15 protein-coding genes are annotated in these 19601 nt (G+C 64.3%); 1 reads left to right on the forward strand and 14 read right to left on the reverse strand.

The genetic code is table 11. The features are described from left to right. Positions 1–75 precede the first annotated feature (75 nt). Complete coding sequence (locus ACMGG8_RS02935; RefSeq protein WP_060842105.1) at positions 76–765, forward strand: NYN domain-containing protein; 690 nt, start codon at positions 76–78, stop codon at positions 763–765. Positions 766–783: 18 nt separating this feature from the next. Here the strand turns inward: ACMGG8_RS02935 and ACMGG8_RS02940 are convergent, their stop codons facing one another. The 14 genes from ACMGG8_RS02940 to ACMGG8_RS03005 all read right to left on the reverse strand — a co-directional run bounded on the left by ACMGG8_RS02940 (position 784) and on the right by ACMGG8_RS03005 (position 19466). Next, positions 784–3249 carry a TonB-dependent siderophore receptor gene (locus tag ACMGG8_RS02940; RefSeq protein ID WP_414159151.1) on the reverse strand — a complete coding sequence of 822 codons (2466 nt, stop codon included), beginning with the start codon at positions 3247–3249 and terminating at the stop codon, positions 784–786. Between the two features lie 93 nt (positions 3250–3342). After that, positions 3343–4296: a FecR domain-containing protein gene (locus ACMGG8_RS02945; RefSeq protein WP_414159152.1), complete on the reverse strand. Its 954-nt coding sequence runs from the start codon at positions 4294–4296 to the stop codon at positions 3343–3345. Beyond that, positions 4293–4802 carry a sigma-70 family RNA polymerase sigma factor gene (locus ACMGG8_RS02950; RefSeq protein ID WP_414159153.1) on the reverse strand — a complete coding sequence of 170 codons (510 nt, stop codon included), beginning with the start codon at positions 4800–4802 and terminating at the stop codon, positions 4293–4295. The genes ACMGG8_RS02945 and ACMGG8_RS02950 overlap by 4 nt, the downstream gene beginning before the upstream one ends. Before the next feature lie 70 nt (positions 4803–4872). Next, the gene (locus ACMGG8_RS02955; RefSeq protein ID WP_414159154.1) at positions 4873–6483 is read right to left on the reverse strand and encodes an efflux transporter outer membrane subunit; all 1611 of its coding nucleotides are present in this window, start codon (positions 6481–6483) and stop codon (positions 4873–4875) included. Further along, the gene (locus tag ACMGG8_RS02960) at positions 6480–7550 is read right to left on the reverse strand and encodes an HlyD family secretion protein (RefSeq protein WP_414159155.1); all 1071 of its coding nucleotides are present in this window, start codon (positions 7548–7550) and stop codon (positions 6480–6482) included. Before ACMGG8_RS02960 ends, ACMGG8_RS02955 begins: the two co-directional genes overlap by 4 nt. Positions 7551–7564: 14 nt before the next feature. After that, a complete protein-coding gene (locus tag ACMGG8_RS02965) occupies positions 7565–9109 on the reverse strand; it encodes an MFS transporter (protein ID WP_414159156.1) in 1545 nt (514 codons plus the stop codon). Between the two features lie 266 nt (positions 9110–9375). Next, entirely contained in the window at positions 9376–10302 is a 927-nt protein-coding gene (locus tag ACMGG8_RS02970) for a LysR family transcriptional regulator (protein WP_060836923.1), read from the reverse strand. 215 nt (positions 10303–10517) lie between these two features. Further along, on the reverse strand, positions 10518–11384 hold the full coding sequence (locus ACMGG8_RS02975; protein WP_060836922.1) for an ABC transporter permease: 867 nt from the start codon (positions 11382–11384) through the stop codon (positions 10518–10520). Positions 11385–11417: 33 nt separating this feature from the next. Continuing rightward, a complete protein-coding gene (locus ACMGG8_RS02980; protein ID WP_414159157.1) occupies positions 11418–12278 on the reverse strand; it encodes an ABC transporter ATP-binding protein in 861 nt (286 codons plus the stop codon). A 5-nt stretch (positions 12279–12283) separates the two neighbouring features. Next, on the reverse strand, positions 12284–13321 hold the full coding sequence (locus ACMGG8_RS02985; protein WP_060836920.1) for an ABC transporter substrate-binding protein: 1038 nt from the start codon (positions 13319–13321) through the stop codon (positions 12284–12286). A gap of 26 nt (positions 13322–13347) precedes the next feature. After that, complete coding sequence (locus ACMGG8_RS02990) at positions 13348–14235, reverse strand: TauD/TfdA dioxygenase family protein (RefSeq protein ID WP_060842097.1); 888 nt, start codon at positions 14233–14235, stop codon at positions 13348–13350. A 327-nt stretch (positions 14236–14562) separates the two neighbouring features. Further along, complete coding sequence (locus ACMGG8_RS02995) at positions 14563–15930, reverse strand: HlyD family type I secretion periplasmic adaptor subunit (RefSeq protein WP_060836918.1); 1368 nt, start codon at positions 15928–15930, stop codon at positions 14563–14565. Beyond that, positions 15920–18076 carry a type I secretion system permease/ATPase gene (locus tag ACMGG8_RS03000; RefSeq protein ID WP_060836917.1) on the reverse strand — a complete coding sequence of 719 codons (2157 nt, stop codon included), beginning with the start codon at positions 18074–18076 and terminating at the stop codon, positions 15920–15922. The genes ACMGG8_RS02995 and ACMGG8_RS03000 overlap by 11 nt, the downstream gene beginning before the upstream one ends. Before the next feature lie 37 nt (positions 18077–18113). Further along, entirely contained in the window at positions 18114–19466 is a 1353-nt protein-coding gene (locus tag ACMGG8_RS03005) for a TolC family outer membrane protein (protein WP_060836916.1), read from the reverse strand. Between the last annotated feature and the right edge of the window lie 135 nt (positions 19467–19601).

Genomic DNA, 19601 nt, shown 5'->3' on the forward strand with positions numbered 1-19601 from the left:
AGAGATTAAGTTCGCTGGCCGTTGGGGTGAAAAAACCGGCCCAGGCCGGTTTTTTCGTTTCCAGGGAATGGAATAGTGCGCACGGCTTTCTTTGTCGACGGCTACAACCTGTTCTACGGGTTGCTGGCTGACACCCCATTCAAGTGGCTCGACCTGCCCGGGTTGCTGACCCATATCGTGCAGATCGAGAACCCCGCCAGCCGACTGGTCTCGGTGGACTACTTCACCTCTTCGGTCAAACCCCGGCTGGCCACCCGCGGCCGAGCCTCCAAGGAAGCACAAGACACCTACTTGCGGGCCTTGAAAGCGCGTCAGGTCAATGTGCACCTGGGTCGCCACCAGCTTGAACCGGCCAAAGCCCCGCGCTTCATCGATAAAGCCGTGGGAGCTTCGCGCCAAGACACGGTGGACATCTGGAAACTCGAGGAAAAGGAAACCGATGTCCACCTGGCAATCAGCATGTATCGCCTCGCGGCCCGACAGCTTCTGCATCCTCCAGGCGAGCGCATCGAGCAACTGGTTCTGGTCTCGGGGGATACCGACATGACACCGGCGCTGCGGGCCATTCGCGAAGACTTTCCGGACGTGACCCTTGGCGTGATCCTGCCTCACCGGCCACAGTACCCGCGTCCGCAACCCGGCTCCCTGAAAGCGCAGGCCCACTGGATGCGCCGGGTCGTCACCGCCGAGGAACTGCAAAAACACCAGTTCCCCGAACGAGTCGCGACCCGCAAGGCGCCCGCAATCAAACCGGACTATTGGTGAGCCCCGACGACAACGGGCTTACCAGTCATAGGTCAAACTCGACACCAGGGTCCGCCCCTCACCGTAGTAGCAGTCCCAGATGCTGGTGCAGTTGGCGACGTAGGTCTTGTCGGTGAGGTTCTTCACGTTCAGCGCCAGCTTCACGCCCTTCCATTGCAGCGGCGATTGTTCCAGGTCGTAGGTCAGGCTGGCGTCGTACACGGTGTAGGACGGGATCTGGAACGCGCCCTCGTAATCGGTGCCATAGCTGCCCTTGACGTAGCGGGTGCCGACGCCCGCGCCCAGGCCCGCCAGCGGCGTGTCGCCAAGGATCGTGTAGTTGAGCCACAGCGAGGCGGTCAGCGGCGGCATGCCGGCAGGGTGACGCCCTTCGCGCCCGTCGTTGTCCTTGGTGTACTTGATGTCGTTGCGTGACGCCGAGGCAATCACGTCCAGCGATTCGCTGAGGCTGGCCTTGGCTTCCAGCTCGATGCCACGGGAACGCACCGCGCCACTCTGGATGCTGAACCCGGGGTTGGCCAGGTCGGAGGTCAGGATGTTCTCCTGATCCAGCTGGTAGGCCGACACCTGGACGAAACTCTCCTGGCCCGGCGGCTGGTATTTCATCCCCACTTCGTACTGCTTGCCGCTGGACGGCTTGAAAGCGCTGCCCCCGACGCTGGTGCCACTCAAGGGCAGGAAGGATTCCGAATAACTGACAAAGGGCGCCAGGCCATTGTCGAACAGGTACACCAGCCCGCCGCGACCGGTGAAGGACTGGCTCTTGGCGTTGGTATGCCCCCCATTGAGCGGCGTCTTGTTATCGGTTTCCGCCCAGTCGTTGCGACCGCCGAGCACCAGCACCCACTGCTCGTACTTGATCTGGTCCTGCACATACAGGCCGGTCTGGATGATGGTGTTGTCCCACTGGTAAGGATTGCCGAAATTCAGCGACTGGCCGTAAGTGGGGGTGAACATGTCGAGGATCGGCGGGTTGAAGTCGTACTTGCCGTCGAATTTTGAATTGAAGTGGTAGTAGTCCAGCCCCACCAGCAGGGTATGGCTGAAGGGCCCGGTGTCGAACTCGGCCTGGGCGATGCTATCCACGCCATAGACCTTGTTGTGCTGCTTCCAGTCCACCCCGTAGCGGGTCATGTAGCGCTGGTCGTTGAGGCCGGTCTTGGGATTGCTGACGAACTTGTAGCCGTGCAGCGGCGCGCGGTAGCGGTCATCGACGTCGGCGTAGCGGGCGTTCTGCTTCAGGGTCCAGACATCGTTCAAGCGATGGGACAACTCGTAGCCGAGGACGAACTGGTCGCGGTCGTAGGCATTGACCCCGGGCTCGCCGAGGAACAGGTCGCGGTCGATCTTGCCATTGGGGTTGGCGAACACCGTGCCCACGCTGGGCAGGCCCTGGGCCTCGGGTACGTCGTTATCTTTCTGGAACTGGGCGAACAGTGTCAGCTGGGTGTCGTCATCGGGCCGCCAGGTCAGGCTCGGGGCGATGAACTGGCGCTGGCGCTGGACGTAATCGATGGCGTCCTGGCTGTCGCTGGCCAGCCCGGTCAGGCGATAGAGGAACTGCCCCTGCTCATCCAGCGGCCCGCCCAGGTCCAGGGCGATGCTCTTGTGGTCATAGCTGCCGGCTTCCAGCACCAGCTGATGCAAAGGGGTTTCGGTGGGCCGCTTGCTGACCATGTTGACGATCCCGCCCGGCTGGTTCTGCCCGTAGAGCACCGAGGCCGGGCCCTTGAGCACTTCGATGCGCTCCAGCGCATAGGGCTCGATCTGCAGGGCACCGCCAGTGCTGCCGCCGCCGTAGGGCAGATGCAGGCCATCGAGGTACATCGGCGTCGGGGAAAACCCCCGGGAGGTGGGCTCGTCGAAAATCTTCACCCGATCGGAAAAACCGCCGCCGGTCATGCCCGGGGTATAGAGCAGCGCCTCGGTCACGCTCTGGGCGCCACGGGCCTTGATTTCCTTGGCGCCGATCACGTTGATGGTCTGCGGAATCTCCACCAGCGCCGAGTCGGTCTTGCTCCCGGTGGCGCTGCGCTTGGCGACGATTCCCGGGACCGCGCCCCAGGCATGCTCATCAACTTGGGTGACGCCGATCCGGGTCGGTGCCAGTTGCAGGGCGCCGTCCTGGGGCAGAGGTTGCAGGCCCCAGCTACCCCCCCTTTGCACCGCCTGCAGGCCACTGCCGGCGAGCAGGGTCTGCAGGCCCTGCGCCACTTCGTAGCGTCCCTGCAGGCCGGCGCTGTGCTTGCCGGCGGTCAGGCTCGCATCCACCGACAGGAGAATCCCCGCGGCACCGGCAAAACGGTTCAGGACCTGGTCCAGACTGCCGGCAGCAATCTGGTAGTCCCGTGCCTGGTGGTGGCTGTCGCCGGCGGCCTGGGCAATGCCCGGGCACACCGGAGCCATGGCCAGCAGCGCGACAAGGGCGTGGCGGCGGGCGGTGGTGCCCAGGGTCAAAATGGATGCTGTGGTCGGGTAAGGCATTCCTGAACTCCCCATGAGAATGCGTCTTGATCGGCTTTCATGGAGTATCCCGAACAGCTCGGCAGAACCGACAACGGCCCGGCAGATTTTTATTTACTCGCGTGGCTTGAGGGTCACCCAGTAGCGCGTCACCGCGTGCGCCCGCACCGGCAACGCATGCTCCAGGGCCGCGAGCACCGCGTCGCTGTCCGCCAGGGGAAAGACGCCGGTGAGCAACAGGCCCGCCACCTGCTCGTCGCAGCGCAGCACCCCTGGTCGATAGCGCGCCAGCTCGGAGATGAACTGCCCCAGGGGCTGGCGCTCGGCAATCAGCCGGCCCTCGCTCCAGCTGCTGGCATTGACCTCGGCCACTTGCCGGGGGGCAACCCGATCAGCGCTGAACCACAGGCGCTCGCCGGCATTGAGGTACAGGGCCTGGGCCTGCCGCGGGCTGACGCGCAACGCGCCCTGGTAAAGATCGACCCGGGTGCCGCCCTCCAGCTCGCGCACGGCAAAGCGCGTACCCAGGGCCTGGATGTCGCCGGCAGCGGTTTCAACGATCAGCGGCCGCGACGAGTCATGCCCGCTGGTCAGCAGGATCTCGCCCTGGATCAGGCGAATCCGCCGTTCGCTGGCGGTGAACAGCACATCGACGGCGCTGGCACTGTTGAGGTCCAGGCGACTGCCGTCGCTCAAGGTCAGATGACGTACCTGCCCGGTGGCGCTGCGCTCCCCGGCAAAGGTCGCGCGCCAGGGCTGGCTGCCTTGCAGCAGATAGCCACTGCCACCGGCCACCAGCAGCAAGCCGAGCAGCTTCAACGCCGCCCGGCGCTGCAGGTCCGGGGCCTTGGCCAGCAGCACATGGGCGCCCTGCTCCGGTACGCCTTGCAAGGTCTGTTGCAGGTGCTGCAAGCGTTGCCAGGCCCGCAGGTGCTCGGGATCGGCCTGTTGCCAGGCCTCGAAGGCCGCGCGCTGCTGCGGGCTCAGTTCGCCGCCCCAATGCAACATCAGCCACTCGCTGGCCTGCTCGACGACGCTGGGGGCAATGGGGGCCTGATGGGGTTTCATTCTGCGTAAAGCACCTGATAGCAGGCCTGGATCGCGCGGGTCATGTACTTCTGCACCGAACTGACGGACACCTCCAGGCGCTCGGCGATCTGCGCATAACCCATGCCTTCGAACTGCGACATGACAAAGGCCTGGCGCACCTTGTCCGGCATGCGATCGAGCATGGTGTCGATCTGCATCAGGGTTTCCAGGATCAGCGCGCGGCTTTCCAGGGAAGGGGTCTGCGGCTCCGGCAGGTGGGCGATGCTGTCCAGGTAGGCGCGCTCGATGCGTGCCCGGCGCCACTGGTCGATCACCAGATTGCGCGCGATCTGCGCCAGGTAACTGCGGCTTTCCTGCTGCCCGGGAAAGCGCCCCGACAGCAACAGGCGCAGAAAGGTGTCCTGCGCCACATCCGCCGCATGCTCGCGATCGCCCAGGCGCTTGCGCAGCCAGCCCTGCAACCAGCCGTGGTGATCCTGATACAGACGATGGAGCTGGGTGTTGCCGTCAGTGGTGGCTGGCATGAATCAAACTGCACACATGATTGAGAGCAATTATCATTACACTTTTTTCTCAATCCAGGCAAAACGCCTTTCAATGCCTCTGGCTGGCGACCTGCAACGGGTACACCGACTCCCAGCCACCGCCCAGCGCCTTGTACAGCCCGACCATGGCCAGGGACACCGCGGCGGAGCTTTCCACCCACTGCTCCTGGGTGGCCAGCAAGGCGCCCTGCACGGTCAGAACGTTGACGAAATCCACCACGCCCTCGACGTACTGCTGCTGCGCGGTACGCAAGGCGATCTGGTTCTGCCGCACCGCCTCGGCCAGGCTGTCGCGCCGCAACTGACTGGCGTTGTAGCGGGTCAGCTGATCGTCGATTTCATGCCAGGCCCGCAGCACGGTCTGCTGGTAAGCCAGGGCCGCTTCCTGCTGCTGGGCCTCGCGCAACTGGAGCATGCCCCGCAGGCGACCACCGTCGAACAGCGGCAGGCTGAACTGCGGGCCGATGCCGAACTGGCGCGAGCCCCAGGTGCCGAAATCCGCCAATTGCAGGGCCTGGGAGCCGACGTTGCCGGACAGGGTAATGCGCGGATAGAAGTCGCCCTTGGCCACGCCGATGCTGGCCGTGGCCGCGTGCAGCCGGGCCTCGGCCTGACGGATATCCGGGCGCCGCTCGGCCAGTTGCGAAGGCAGGCCGATCGCCACACGAGACGGCGGTTGCGGCACGGGGGCGGCACTGGCCAGCTGCTGGTGCAGGGCCTGGGGCGGCTCCCCCAGCAGCAGGCTCAGGGCATTGATCAACTGCGCCTGGCGCTGTTGCAGCGAAGGCCGTTGCGCCTCGATGGTGGCCACCTGGGCGGCGGCCTCGGCGACGTCGAGGTCGGTGGCCACGCCGTCGGCCAGACGCAATTGCGAGAGCTTCAGGCTGTGTCGGGCGACCTCCAGGTTCTGCTCGGTGACTGCCAGGATGTTCTGTACGCCCCGCAATTGGATGTAGTCCTGGGCGGTTTCCGCCAGCACCGACAGCAGCACCCCACGGCGATCGTTTTCCGCCACTTCCAGGGTCGCGTCGGCAGCCTCGGTTTCACGCCGAACCCGGCCCCACATATCCAGCTCCCAGGCCGCGGAGAAACCCGCTTCCCAGAGATTGAACGCCGACTTGCCGTTGTTCCCCGACGGGTCGTTCAGGCCTTCGGCGCTGTTGCGTTTGCGTGCGTAGCCGCCATTGGCCGAGGTGCTCGGGTAGCGCTCGGCGCTGATCACCTGACGTGCCGCCCGGCTCTGCTGCAAACGGCTGCTGGCCAGTTGCAGGTCGAGGTTGTCGCTCAGGGCCCGACGACTGAGGGCCGAGAGTTGCGGGTCGTTGAACACTTCCCACCAGCGCTCCTGCATGGGGCTGTCCACCGCCCGGCTGGCGGCGCCTGGCGCAGGCACCGACCAGGCCTGGACCTGGGTCGCCTGGGGTCGCTGGAAATCCGGGCCGACGTTGCAGGCGGCCAGTGCCAGCGCACTCAGTGTCAGCAATGCACGGCCCCCGTGGCGAGAGAGCTTGCTCCCGCTCGAGTGCGCAGCACTCGCAAAACCGCCTTCGCCAGTGGCGGGGGCAAGGGTGTCGGAGGGTTCCGGGGTTGCAGCGCACCTCAGCGGGAGCAAGCTCCCTCGCCACGCAGAGCGTCTGTGCTTGCGGCATAGGCTACTCATCGCTGAGTCACCTCGCGGACGCTGGTGGCCGAGCTGCGGGTGTCCACGCTGGCCTCCACCGACATGCCGACCCGCAGGCGCTCGGCCATGGGCTGGTTGGGCTCCAGGACAATCTTCACCGGAATGCGCTGCACCACCTTGGTGAAGTTGCCGGTGGCGTTGTCCGGTTTCACCGCGGCGAAGGTCACACCGGTGGCCGGTGCCAGGCTCTCGATCCGGCCGCGCAGGGTCTCGTCACCCAGGCTGTCGACCCGCACCTCCACCGTTTGCCCGGGATGCATGGCGGTGAGCTGGGTTTCCTGGAAGTTGGCCAGCACATAGGCCTGCTGCAAGGGCACCACGGCGAGGATCTTGCTGCCCGGGGTGACATAGGCGCCGACCCGTACCGCGCGCTCGCCGACCATGCCGTCCACCGGTGCCACGATGCGTGTGTAGGACAGCTCGTAGCTGGCCATTTCCAGGGCCGCCTGGGCCCGTTTCAGGCCACCTTCGGCGGCGTCGCGCTGGGCGGTGAGGATCTCCACCTGCTTGCGCTCGGCCGCCAGTGCCGCGGTGGCGGTGGCCAAGCGGGCACTGGCCTGGTCGATGCGGGTCTTGGCTTGCTGGGCGTTCTGCACCGTGCCGGCGCCGACCCCGGCCAGGTGGTTGTAGCGGTTCAGCTCATGCTCGGCAAAGGCGCGCTCGGCCTGGGCCGCGCTCAAGGCCGCCTGGGCCTGGGCAATCACCGAGCTCTGCCGATCCAGGGTCGCTCGGGCGTTCTGCAACTGGGCCTTGGCCACCAGGGTTTCGGCATCCGCCGCCTGGGCCGCGGCCCGCAGGTCGCGGTCATCGATCAGCGCCAGCAGTTGCCCGGCCTTGACCTGCTGGTTGTCCTCCACCAGCACCTCCTTGATGAACCCGGCCACCCGTGGTGCCACCAGGGTGTAGTCGGCGGCGATGAAGGCATCGTTGGTGCTCTGCGCGCTGGAGCGGCCAAACAGGCCCGGCGCGGCCACATAGGCCAGCGCGCCGAGGGCGGCCACCGTCACCACGGCGATGGCGATTTTGTCTTTGCTCTGGAGTGTCATAAAAACCTTCTCGTTCAAGTGGCTGCCCGCGGTGGATAGATCCGCGTCGGCATCCAGAAAATCAGCAGGATCAGCGCAGCGGCCACTCCCGCCATGCAGAAATAGAGATCGGCGGACGTCAGCACCACGGCTTGCTGGTGCAGGCGCTGGGCCAGCCCGGCCAGCCGGTCGTCCACCAGGGGCGAGTTGCCCAGGCTGTCCACCAGCATCGTCGAGTGAAAATGCAGGCGGTGGGTGGTCAGCACATCCAGCACCCCGGTAGCGATCACCGCCGCCAGGCCTTTCACGGTGTTGAACCAGGCCGAGGCAAAGGGACCTTCCAGCGGGGTGATGCTGCCGGTGGAAAGCATCAGCAACGGCAGCACCGCCATGGGCTGGCCGAAGATCTGCAGCAGTTGCAGCACATAGAAGTCGTCACGGATCCAGGCCGCGGTCAGGTGCGTGCCGCCCAGGCAGGACAGCACCAGCATGCCCAGGCCGATCCCCAGCACCCAGCGGCAATCCACCCAGCGCAAGTTGCACAGGGCCGCCACCAGGGGCAGGGCCAGCAGTTGCGGCAGGGCCATCACCAGCATCACCGGCGCCGTCTGCAACGGGCGATAGCCCTGGACCTGGGTCAGGTAGGCCGAGGGGATGATGATCACCGCGGTCAGCACCACCAGCACCCCGGCCAGGGTCAGCAAGGCGAAGGACAGGTTGCGGATGCCGAGCATCTGCAGCTTGAAGAACGGGATCGGCTGCGACCATTCGTTGATCAGAAACAGCACCAAGAGCACCAGCCCGCTCCCCAGCAGCACACTGATCAGCGGCGAGTGGAACCAGTCCAGGCGATTGCCCTGAAGAATGCCGATCACCAGCATGCAGATCGCCGGGAAGCCCAGCAGCAGGCCCCGCCAGTTGAACTGCTTGAAACGCTCCAGGCGAAGCGGATCCTGAGGCAGGCCGTAGGCCACCGCCGCCATGGCCAGCAGGCAGGGCGCCACCACCTGCCAGAAGGCCCACTGCCACCCCACGTACTCGGTCCAGAGTGCCGCCAGGGGCGTGCCCAGGCTGGGGCCGAAGGTGGCGGTCAGGGCGTAGCCGGCCAGGCCGTAGAGCTTGAAGTTGGCCGGCAGGAAGCGCAGGGCCACGGTCATCAGCATCGGCGGCAGCGCGCCCCCGGCCAGGCCTTGCAGGGTGCGCAACAGCAACAGGCTCTGATAGTTGGGGGCGAAGGGGCACAGCACCCCCAGCAGGGTGAACAGCGCAATGGCACACAGGGTGAAACGGCGCAGGGAAAAGGTCACCGAACACCAGGGCGCGAAGGCCATGGCCGCCACCGAAGTGGCGGTGTAGCAGGCCACCAGCCAAGTGCCTTCGTCGAAGCCGATGAACAGTGCACCGCGAATATCCGCCAGGGCGATCTTGGTCACCATCTCGTTGAGACCGCAGACCAGCACCGCCAGCAGCACACCCACCAAGCCGATGATGATCCGCGGCCCGAACACCGGCGGCGCAATGGCTGCCGGCTTACTGGCGGCTTCAACCGAAGCAGGCGCAGCGACAGCGAGGGAACTCATGGAAATACTGCTCCAGACAAGAAAACCAGAGCAGTTTATGAACAGCCAATGCTGACGAAAACTGACTTATCGACAGTTTATAAGTGCGTCAAACACAACAATTAACCCTATTGACCGTAGGAGCTGGCTTGCCAGCGAAGAGGCCATCAAGACCGCTTTCGCCGGCAAGCCGGCTCCCACAGGGGCGACGCAGATTGCAGATGCACCGTAGGAGCTGGCTTGCCAGCGAAGGGGCCCTCAAGATCGCTTCGCCGGCAAGCCGGCGCCTACAAGGTGGCAGGCTGGGCTTCCTGCCAAGTGGCCTGGCAGGAACTGCGCAGGGTTTCACGGAACCATTTGTGCGCCGGGTCCTTGTCGTAGCGCGGGTGCCAGGCCTGGGTCAGGACCAGGGTCGGCAGAGAAATCGGCAGCACGAACGAGCGCAGGCGCAAGCCCAGGCGCGAGACACTGAGCAGGGTTTCCTGGGGCACCGGCAGGATCAGGTCCGAATCCGGCAGCATGAACATGGCCGCATGAAAGCTCGGGGCAATCAGCGACACCCGTCGCTCCAGGCCCTGCTCCGCCAGGGCCGCGTCGATCGGTCCGCGGGCAATGCCGCGGCGCGACATGCTGATATGGGGGAACGCGGCAAAGCGCTCGGCGGTGATCTCTTCGTCGAGCAACGGATGATCTTCCCGCACCAGGCCGACAAAGGCGGTGGTGAACAGGTTCTGCACCTTCACTTCCGGGGTCAGCGGCCGGGTGTTGCTGATTCGCAGATCGATCCGCCCTTCCCGCAGGGCCTCATCGTCGCCGTCGCCTTCGGGCACGAAGCGCAGCTCGCACAACGGTGCCTGACGCTCCAGCGTGTCGATCAGGCGCCCGCCGTAGACACCGATGAAAAAGTCGTTGGCACGCACGTTGAAGCGCCGGCGCAACGTCAACAGGTCGACCTGATCCGCCGAGCGAAACAGCAGCGCCGCCTGCTCCACCAGATCACGCACCTGGCTGCGCAGCTCCAGCGCCTTGGGGGTGGGCACCAGGCCACGCCCGGCGCGCACCAGCACCGGATCGCCGAGGGCGTCGCGGATTCGTGTCAGGGTCCGGCTCATGGCCGCCGGGCTGAGGTTCATGCGCCGTGCGGCGCCGACCACGCTGCCCTCGTCGAGCAGGGCATCGAGGGCCACCAGAAGGTTCATGTCCGGAAGTTGCATGCTGAGCACTCATGGCCGATCAAGATTGATCTGCACGCAATGCTAGCAGGCTCGCCGTCCAGAAAAATGCGGGAGATCAATCCTGCCCCGTAAACCCACTACCCGCGTAGGAGCCGGCTTGCCGGCGAATGGGCTTCTAACCTTGCATCGCCCTTGAGGACGCCTTCGCTGGCAAGCCCGCTCCTACAGTCGAGGGGTCTGGCGCACGAGGCCGCTCAGCGTTGCATGCCCCAGCGTTTCACCGTGATCCGCTCCAGGGTGTCGAAGATCAGGTTTTCCACCAGCAGGCCGATGAGGATCACCACCGCCAGCCCGGCAAAGACCTTGTCGGTGTACAGCTCGTTGCGGTTCTGGAAGATGTACCAGCCCAGGCCGCCCTTGCCGCTGGTGGCGCCGAACACCAGTTCGGCGGCGATCAGGGTGCGCCAGGCGAAGGCCCAGCCGATCTTCAGCCCGGCCAGGATCGACGGCAGCGCCGCCGGGATCAGGATGAACAGCACCAGGCGCAGGCCCTTGAGGCCGTAGTTGCGCCCGGCCATGCGCAGGGTTTCCGAGACGCCGAGAAACCCGGCGTAGGTGTTCAAGGCCAGGGCCCAGAGCACCGAATGCACCAGCACGAAGATCAGGCTGTTCTGCCCCAGGCCGAACCACAGCAGCGCCAGGGGCAGCAGGGCAATGGCCGGCAACGGGTTGAACATCGAGGTCAGGGTGCTCAGCAGGTCGCGGCCGAACTGGGTCGACACCGCCAGGGTGGTCAGGGCAAAGGCCAGGACAATGCCGATCAGGTAGCCCTTGAGCAGCACCACCAGGGAAATGCCCACCTTGCCCAGCAATTCGCCGCTGAGCAGGCCCTGGTACAGGGCGCTGGCGGTTTGCACAAAGCTGGGCAGCAGCAGGTCGTTGTTCTGGTAGCGGGCCACGGCCTCCCACAGCAGCGCCAAAAGGATCAGGATCAGGCCCTTGCGCAGCCAGCCCTGTTGCCAGAGACGCTGGCCCAGGGGCAGCTCTCGCTCCAGCGGGACTTGCAGCAAGGGTTGCAGGACAACTTCGTATTCTTCGCGCACGGGGGATGACTGGCTCATCGGGCGTTCCTCGTTCAACGGTGGCCTGACGGCTCAATAGGCGATGCGGATATCGGCGAAATCCAGTTCGGTTTCGGTGTCAGGCCCCTGGCCTTCATCGAACAGCAAGCGATGTATACGCTGTGCCGTCTGCTGGAAAGCCACGCCACCCAGGCTTTGCAGGTCGAACTGGTGGCTGTGGACCTCCGCCCTCACCCGCCCCGGATGGGGCGACAGCAAAAGAATGCGATTGCCCACCACCAGCGCCTCCTCGATGGAGTGGGTGACGAACAGCAAGGTGAAGCGCACCTCCTCCCAGAGCAGCAGCAACTCCTCCTGCATCTTGCGCCGGGTCAGGGCGTCGAGGGCAGCGAAGGGCTCGTCCATCAGCAAGATCTTCGGTTGCATGGCCAGGGCCCGGGCGATTGCCACCCGGGCCTTCATGCCACCGGACAGCGTGTGCGGGTAGGCATCGGCAAAAGCTGCCAGCCCGACTTTTTCCAGGTAATGCAGAGCGCGCTCCTCGGCTTCGCGACGACCGAGGGTGTTGGACGCCAGCAGGGGAAACATCACGTTCTGCTTCACGGTTTTCCAGGGCGGCAGTTGATCGAACTCCTGAAACACCACGATGCGGTCCGGCCCGGGCTGGCTGACGCGCTGGCCTTGCAGGCGAATCTCCCCCTCGCAGGGCTGGATGAATCCGGCCACCGCCTTGAGCAGGGTCGACTTGCCGCAACCCGAAGGCCCCAGCAGGACAAAACGATCAGCCGGATCAATTTCGAAACTCACCTGGTGGGTGGCCCGCACCACGCGCTGCGGGGTGCGGTATTCCAGGCTGACTTGATCCACCGCCAACAGCGCTTCGGCGATGGCCGTGGGATTGCTGGCCGTGTGGCCTGGCAAGGGGGCGTTCATGGCTGTCAGCTCCCTTGCAGCGGTGTGGCGTCCTGGAAGAAGTAGTCCTTCCACGATTCCGGCTTGTTCTTGATGGCGCCCACCCGGTACAGGAACTCCGCCAGCGGGTAGGTGTTTTTCGGCGTCACGCTGAATTCGAACTGCGGGTTGTCGATGATCTTCAGCAGCGCGGCGCGATCGATCTTGGCCTTGGTCACTCGGATGTAAGTGTCGGCGGCCGCGCCCTTGTCGTTCTGGGCGAACTCGGCCGCCTCGGCCAGGGCCTCGACGAAGGCCTTGTAGGTTTTCGGGTTGTCGTTGCGGAATTTCTCGGTGGCGAACAGCACCGTCGGCGAGTTCGGGCCCAGCAGGTCGTAGGTGTTGAGCACCACATGCACGTTGGGGTTCTCCAGGGCCTGATCCTGGAACGGCGGGTTGGAGAAGTGCCCGGTCAGCTCGGTACCGCCGGCAATCAGTGCGGCAGTGGCATCCGGGTGAGGCACGGCGATGGTGTACTTATCCAGGCGATTGAATTCCTGGTCGCCCCATTGCTTGGCGGCGGCGTACTGCAGGAAGCGCGACTGCACCGAGACACCCACCGCCGGCACCGCGATGCGGTCCTTCTCGGTGAAGTCGGCGATGGTCTTGACCTTGGGATTGTTGCTCACCAGGTAGTAGGGAAAGTTACCGAGGGAGGCCACGGCCTTGACGTTCTGCCGACCGTGGGTGCGATCCCAGATGGTCAACAGCGGGCCGACGCCGGCTCCGGCAATGTCGATGGAGCCCGACAGCAACGCGTCGTTGACCGCTGCGCCGCCGGACAGCTGGGTCCAGTCGACCTTGATGTCGATGCCCTCTTGCTTGCCGTGCTTTTCAATCAGGTGCTGATCGCGCACTACGTTGAGCAGCAAATAGACGATGCCGAACTGTTCGGCGATGCGGATCTCGCCCTCGGCATGGGCCGCCGTAGGGGCGACCAGGCTGCCGGCCAGCAGGCTGAAACCCAGGCCGATGGCCGTGGCCAGTTGACCGAGGCGGGGAATGAAGGGAATGGATAAGGACATGGTGTTTCTCCTGCCGAGCCGGCCGATCAGTAAGGGGCGTCGCCCTGGATGGTGGTGCGATACAGCTTGCGGCGCAGGTGACTCGGGCAACCGGCGGCCAGGTGGATCAGCGAGCGGTTGTCCCAGAACACCAGGTCATGGGGCTGCCATTGGTGGCGGTAGACGTTGTCCGGCAGCACGCTATGGGCGTACAGCTCGGCCAGCACCTGGGCGCTTTCGTCCTCCGGCAGGCCGATGATGCGGGTGGTGAAACCTTCGCTGACGAACAGTGCCTTGCGGCCGTTTTCCGGGTGGGTGCGGACAATCGGGTGCACCACTTCGGCGACCTGGGCCAGTTGCTCCGGGGTCAGGGTCGGGCGCCAGTTGCCCTCGAACTTGGTTTCGCTGTAGCGCGCCGTGTAGGAATGCGCGGCACTGCGACCCTCCACCGCCTTGCGCAGTGCCTCGGGCAGCTTGTCCCAGGCCTGGTGCATGTCGGCGAACAGGGTGTCGCCGCCTTCGGCCGGCAGTTCCTGGGCGTGCAGCATCGAGCCCAGGCTCGGCAGTTCCTTGTAGGACAGGTCCGAGTGCCAGAACTTGCCGGCATCCCCCAGGCCGATGGACTGGCCGTTCTCGATGATGTTGGAAACGATGAGGATTTCCGGGTGCCCGGCCAGCAGGAACTGCTTGAGCACATGGATCTGCAACACGCCGAAACGGCGGCTGAAGGCGATCTGTTGCTCGGGGCTGATGCGCTGGTCGCGGAACACCACCACGTGATGATCCAGGTGGGCGCGGTGGATGCGGGCGAAGTCCTGGTCGTTGAGCGGCCGGGACAAGTCCAGGCCGATGATCTCGGCGCCGACGGCGCCGTTGAAAGGACGGATTTCGAAGGCTTGTGCGGCAACGGCGGCGGCACTGGCTGATGCAGACATGACTTAAAACTCCCGCGCAGGCGCGCCCAAGGCGCGCGCGTCGATCAGAAACTCACGGAGATCCCGTGTGGGTTCATTTCGTGCGGCGCGCCGATTGGTCGGCAGGTACGCAGGGAGTTGACTTTATAGATATAAGAAAACGAATTTAAATACCGTTAGTGAATAACGATATGTTGATTCGACTGGCGCGATGCCTGGGGACGCGGCGCCGTCGACGGCTCGATGAGACGAACTGCAGGAGCCGGTTTGCCGGCGAAGGCGCTCTCACGGGCCCCTTCGCTGGCAAGCCAGCTCCTACAAGGCTGGCAAGGTCGCCTTTTACACGGATCAGCGCTCGTGCAGGGCTTCGGCGCGGGCGCGGATGATCGGCTTGAGCAGGTAGCTGAGGATGCTTTTCTTGCCGGTGATGATGTCCACCGAGGCCACCATCCCGGGGATGATCAGCAGCGGTTTCTCGTCGGTGCCCAGGTGGCTGCGGTCGGTGCGCAGCTTGATCATGTAGTAGGTGGTCTTCTTGTCTTCGTCGGTGATGGTGTCGGCGCCGATCTGCTCCAGACGGGCCTTGAGGCCGCCATAGATGGTGTAGTCATAGGCGCTGAACTTGACGATCGCTTCCTGCCCCGGGTGCAGGAACGCGATGTCCTGGGGACGGATCTTGGCTTCCACCAGCAAGGTGTCGTTCAGCGGCACGATTTCCACCATGTCGCTGCCCGGCTGGATCACCCCGCCAATGGTGTTGACCATCAGCTGCTTGACGATACCGCGCACCGGCGAGGTCACCAGGGTCCGGCTGACCCGGTCTTCCAGGGCCTTGCCGGTGGCGCTGGCCTTGTTCAGTTCGGTGCGCGCCTCGTTGAGCTGGGTCAGGGCCTCGCTGCGGAACTTGCCGCGGGTTTCATCGATCTTGCGCTGCACTTCCTTGATCGCCGACTCGGCGCGGGGAATGGCCAGGGTGGTGGCGTCCAGCTGGCCACGGGTTTCCACTTCAGCGCGCTTGAGCCGCAGCACTTCCACCGGCGACACCGCGCCCTGGGCCACCAGGGGCTCGGACATGGCGATTTCCTGGCGCTGCAGGCCCAGTTGCTGGCGGTATTGGGCCTGCTTGGAGGTGAACTCACGCAATTCCTGCTGCTTCTGGATCAACTGCTCCTGAAGGCCGCCGATCTCGTCGTGCAATTGCTGGCGACGGCTCTGGTACAGGGACTTTTCGCTGGCCGCCTGGCCGGGCGCGTCCTTGACCGCGTCCGCGGGGAAGTTCAGTTCGCGCTCATCCACCTCGGCGCTCAGGCGCTCGACCCGCAGCAGCATGGACAGGCGCACGGTCTCGGTTTCACCGACGTTGGACTGGAAGCGCGTGTCGTCCAGGCGAATCAGCGGCGCACCGGCCTCCACCACCTGACCTTCCTTGACGTACAGCTCGGAGACGATCCCGCCCTCCAGGTTCTGGATCTTCTGCACCTTGGACGACGGAATGGCCTTGCCCTCGCCCTTGGTCACTTCGTCGATCACCGCGAAGTTGGCCCACAGCACCAGGAACAGGAAGAAGGCGATGATGCCCCAGATGGTCAGGCGAATGACCCGAGGCGCATCCTCGATCAGGGCCTTGTTGACTTCGGGCAGCGGCTGCCCCTTGAGGGAATCGCCGCCTTTGAAATAGCGGCGGATCGCGTCCTTGAATCCCGACTTAAGCAACACTGATCTGCCCCTTCTTCAACGCTTCCATCACCACCGCTTTCGGGCCATCGGCCAGGATCTGTCCACGGTCCACCACCAACAGCCGGTCCACCAGCGACAGCAGCGACGCCCGGTGAGTGACCAAGACCACGGTCTTGTTCTGCACCACCGATTCCAGGCGCTGCTTCAGGCGCTCTTCACCGGTGTTGTCCATGGCGCTGGTGGGCTCGTCGAGCAGCAGGATCTGTGGATTGAGCAACAGGGCACGGGCCAGGGCGACGTTCTGGCGCTGGCCGCCGGAGAGGTTCTGCCCGCGCTCGCCGACCTGCAGTTCATAGCCTTGCGGATGCAGCCGGGCGAATTCATGCACCCCTGCCAGTTCGGAGGCTTGCAGCACCAGTTCGTCTTCGACGTAACGGGCACCGGAGGTCAGGTTGTCACGCAAGGTGCCGGCCAGCAGTTGGATGTCCTGGGGCACGTAGCCAATGTTGTGGCGCAATTCGCTGACGTCGATCTGGCGGATGTCCACGCCATCGACCAGCAAGGCCCCGGAGTCCGGCTGGTAGAGCCCCACCAGCAGCTTGGCCAGGGAACTCTTGCCTGAGCCGCTGCGGCCGATGATGCCGACCTTCTCGCCCGGCTTGATCACCAGGTTGATGTTCTTCAGCGCCGGGTTCTGCTGCCCCGGGTAGGTGAAATTCAGCAGCCGGCATTCGATGGCGCCCTGCAGCACGCTGCGGCTCAGGGGGCGCTCGTCGAAATTGCGCTCCTGGGGCAGTTCCATCATCTGGTCCACCGAGGTCATGGTGACGCGCGCCTGCTGGTAACGGGTCAGCAAGCCGGACAGCGAGGCCAGCGGGCTCAGGGCCCGGCCGCTGAGCATGTAGCAGGCGATCAGGCCGCCCATGCTGAGGTTGCCGTCGATGATCTGGTACACACCGAAGATGATCATGGTCACCCCGGCCAGTTGCTGGATCAGCAGGGTGATGTTCATCGCCAGGCTGGAGAGCATCTTCACCCGCAGTTCCAGGCGGCTGAGGGTGCCGATGGTCTGCTCCCACTGGTACTGACGCTCGCTTTCGGCGTTGTTGACCTTCACCGCGTCCAGCCCGGCGAGGGTTTCGATCAGGCTCGACTGGCGCTCGGCGCCCAGGGCCATGGTTTTTTCCATGGTCGCCACCAGGGGCTTCTGCAAGGCGTAGCCGATGCCCAGGGCGATCGGGAAGGCCAGCACCGGGATCCACACCAGGTGGCCACCGAGGATGGCGATCACCAGGAAGATCAGCAGGGTGAAGGGCAGGTCGATGAGGCTGGTGAGGGTCAGGGACGCGAGGAAGTCCCGCAGGCTCTGAAACTCATGGATGTTCTGGGCGAAGCTGCCGACCCGGGCCGGGCGGTACTTCATGGCCATGCCGACGATGCGCTCGAACAAGGTGGCGGAAATGATCAGGTCGGTCTTCTTCCCCGCCAGATCCAGGCACAGGCTGCGCAGGCTCTTGAGGATCAGGTCGAAGATATAGGCACCCATGATGCCGATGGACAGTACCCACAGGGTCGACGTGGCCTGGTTGGGCACCACCCGGTCATAGACGTTCATCACGAACAGCGGCGCGGCCATGGCGATGATGTTGATCAACAGGCTGGCGGCGATGGCGTCGGCATACAGCCAGCGCGAGCGCTTGAGGGTGTCGCGGAACCAGGAGCGGGCCCGGGGAATCAGCGAACCGTGGTTGACGTCGAACTTGTGCTGGGGCTGGGCGAAGAACACCTGCCCGCTGTAGTCGTCGGCCACCAGTTGGCGATCGACGCAGACTTCGCCGCCATCGCTTTCGCTGAGCAGCAGGCGCGCCTGGTCTTCACCTTGCCAGCCCAGGAGCACGGCGCTGCGACCGTTCTTGAGCAACAACAGGGCGGGCATGGCGATGGTCGGAATCTGCTCGAGCTTGCGGCGCAGCACGCGCCCCTGCAACCCGGCCCGAGCTGCCGCGCGGGGCAGCAACTCGGCGCTCAGGCGCTGTGACGGCAATGGCAGACCGGTGGTCAGCATGGCCGCACTGGCGGGCTTCTGATGCAGGAAGCAGAGGGTCAGCAATCCATCCAGCAAGGGGTCGTCATGCATACCGCGTGGATCATGACTAAATTGCGCTCGACTGGCTTCTGATTCCACGCTGGACACTCTTGGCTGGCTGTTGGATGAAAATAGCTCAATTCATCCCAGGCAGCTGGACCTTGGGCTTCGCATCGTTCTGCACGACGGAAGCCATAGGTGCGACCACTCCCTGGCTCTTGAGCAACTCGCCCATGGTCGCCTTGATTCGATACTGAGTAAATAACTGAATGTTCTTGATCTCGGCCAAACGCCGGGATGCGGTGAACAGTTCGTTTTCACTGTCGAGCAAGTCCAGCAGGGTACGTTCGCCCAGGCTGAACTGCTTCTGGTAGGCGGTGCGCACTGCCGTGCTGCGATCAACGTATTGCTGGGCAATCGGCACCTGGGCGTTGGCGTTGTTCAAGGCGTTCCAGGCCAGGCCCAGTTCCTCGTTCAAGACCCGCAAGGCGTTGTTGCGGATATCCAGGGCCTGGTTCGACTGGTAGGCCTTGGACTCAAGGTCGGCCTTGTTGCTGCCACCGGCAAACAGGTTGAAGCGCATGCGCAACATGGCCTGCCATTCATTGTTGTGGCCGTTCTGACCGTCCAGATCGTTGTCGGCTGTGCGTCCCAGCTCGGCATCGAAACGTGGGTAGAACGCCGACTTGGCGGCGTCGTACTGCTTCTCGGCAGCCACGATGTCGGATTCCGCGGAGCGCAGGATCGGGCTGTTTTCCAGCATCTGGCGCCGGGCTTCATCGAGGTTGGCCGGCATCATTGCCATGAAGCTGGCAGGACGCTCCAGCTGATCCGGCATCTGCCCTACCGCACTCAGGTAGTTGGTCTGGGCGTCGGCCAGGTTGGTCTGCTCGGTGATCAGGTTGTTGCGGGCCTGGGCCATACGCGCTTCGGCCTGATCGAGGTCGGCGCCGCTGCCCACGCCACGCTGGGTGCGCAGCTTGATCTGGTCGTAGATGCGTTCGTGGTTGCGCAGGTTGTCTTCCGCCAACTGCACGAATTGACGGCGGGTCAGCACGTCCAGGTACACCTGGGCCACGGTCAGCGCGGTGCGCTCGGAGGTGCCGAGCAGGGAATAAGCCCGGGAATTGACGGTGGCTTGTTGACGCCCGACTTCGCTGGACGTGGCAAAACCGTCAAAAACCATCTGTTGGAGACGTAAACTTGACTCTCCGCGATTCAAGGTTTCCCAGTGATTGCTGCCAGTACCCGCGCGAGTACTGGGGTTATCGGTGCCCTCGCGACCGTAGCCGGCGAGCATGTCGACCCGTGGCAGATAGCCACCTTTGGCGGCTTTGAGCTGATAGTCAGCGGCTAGACGGCTGTTGACCCCGGCTTGAATTTCCGGGTGCACATCCAGTGCTTTCTGCATGGCTTCGGGGAGTGTTTGTGCCTGCACGAAACTCGCGGCTAAGGCGAACGGCAGGGCCTTTAACAGGTGAAAACGCATGATAGAAATTTCCCTCGGACAGCTTGTCCAGAAACACGTCAAAACGTGGCGCCACATCGAATGATTACAACCATTAATGACCGTCCGTCGGAAAGTTCAAACTAAGAACTGGTTCACATACTTCAAGTCAGGTTA

Source organism: Pseudomonas sp. BNK-45 (assembly GCF_047456255.1).
Taxonomy (GTDB): domain Bacteria; phylum Pseudomonadota; class Gammaproteobacteria; order Pseudomonadales; family Pseudomonadaceae; genus Aquipseudomonas.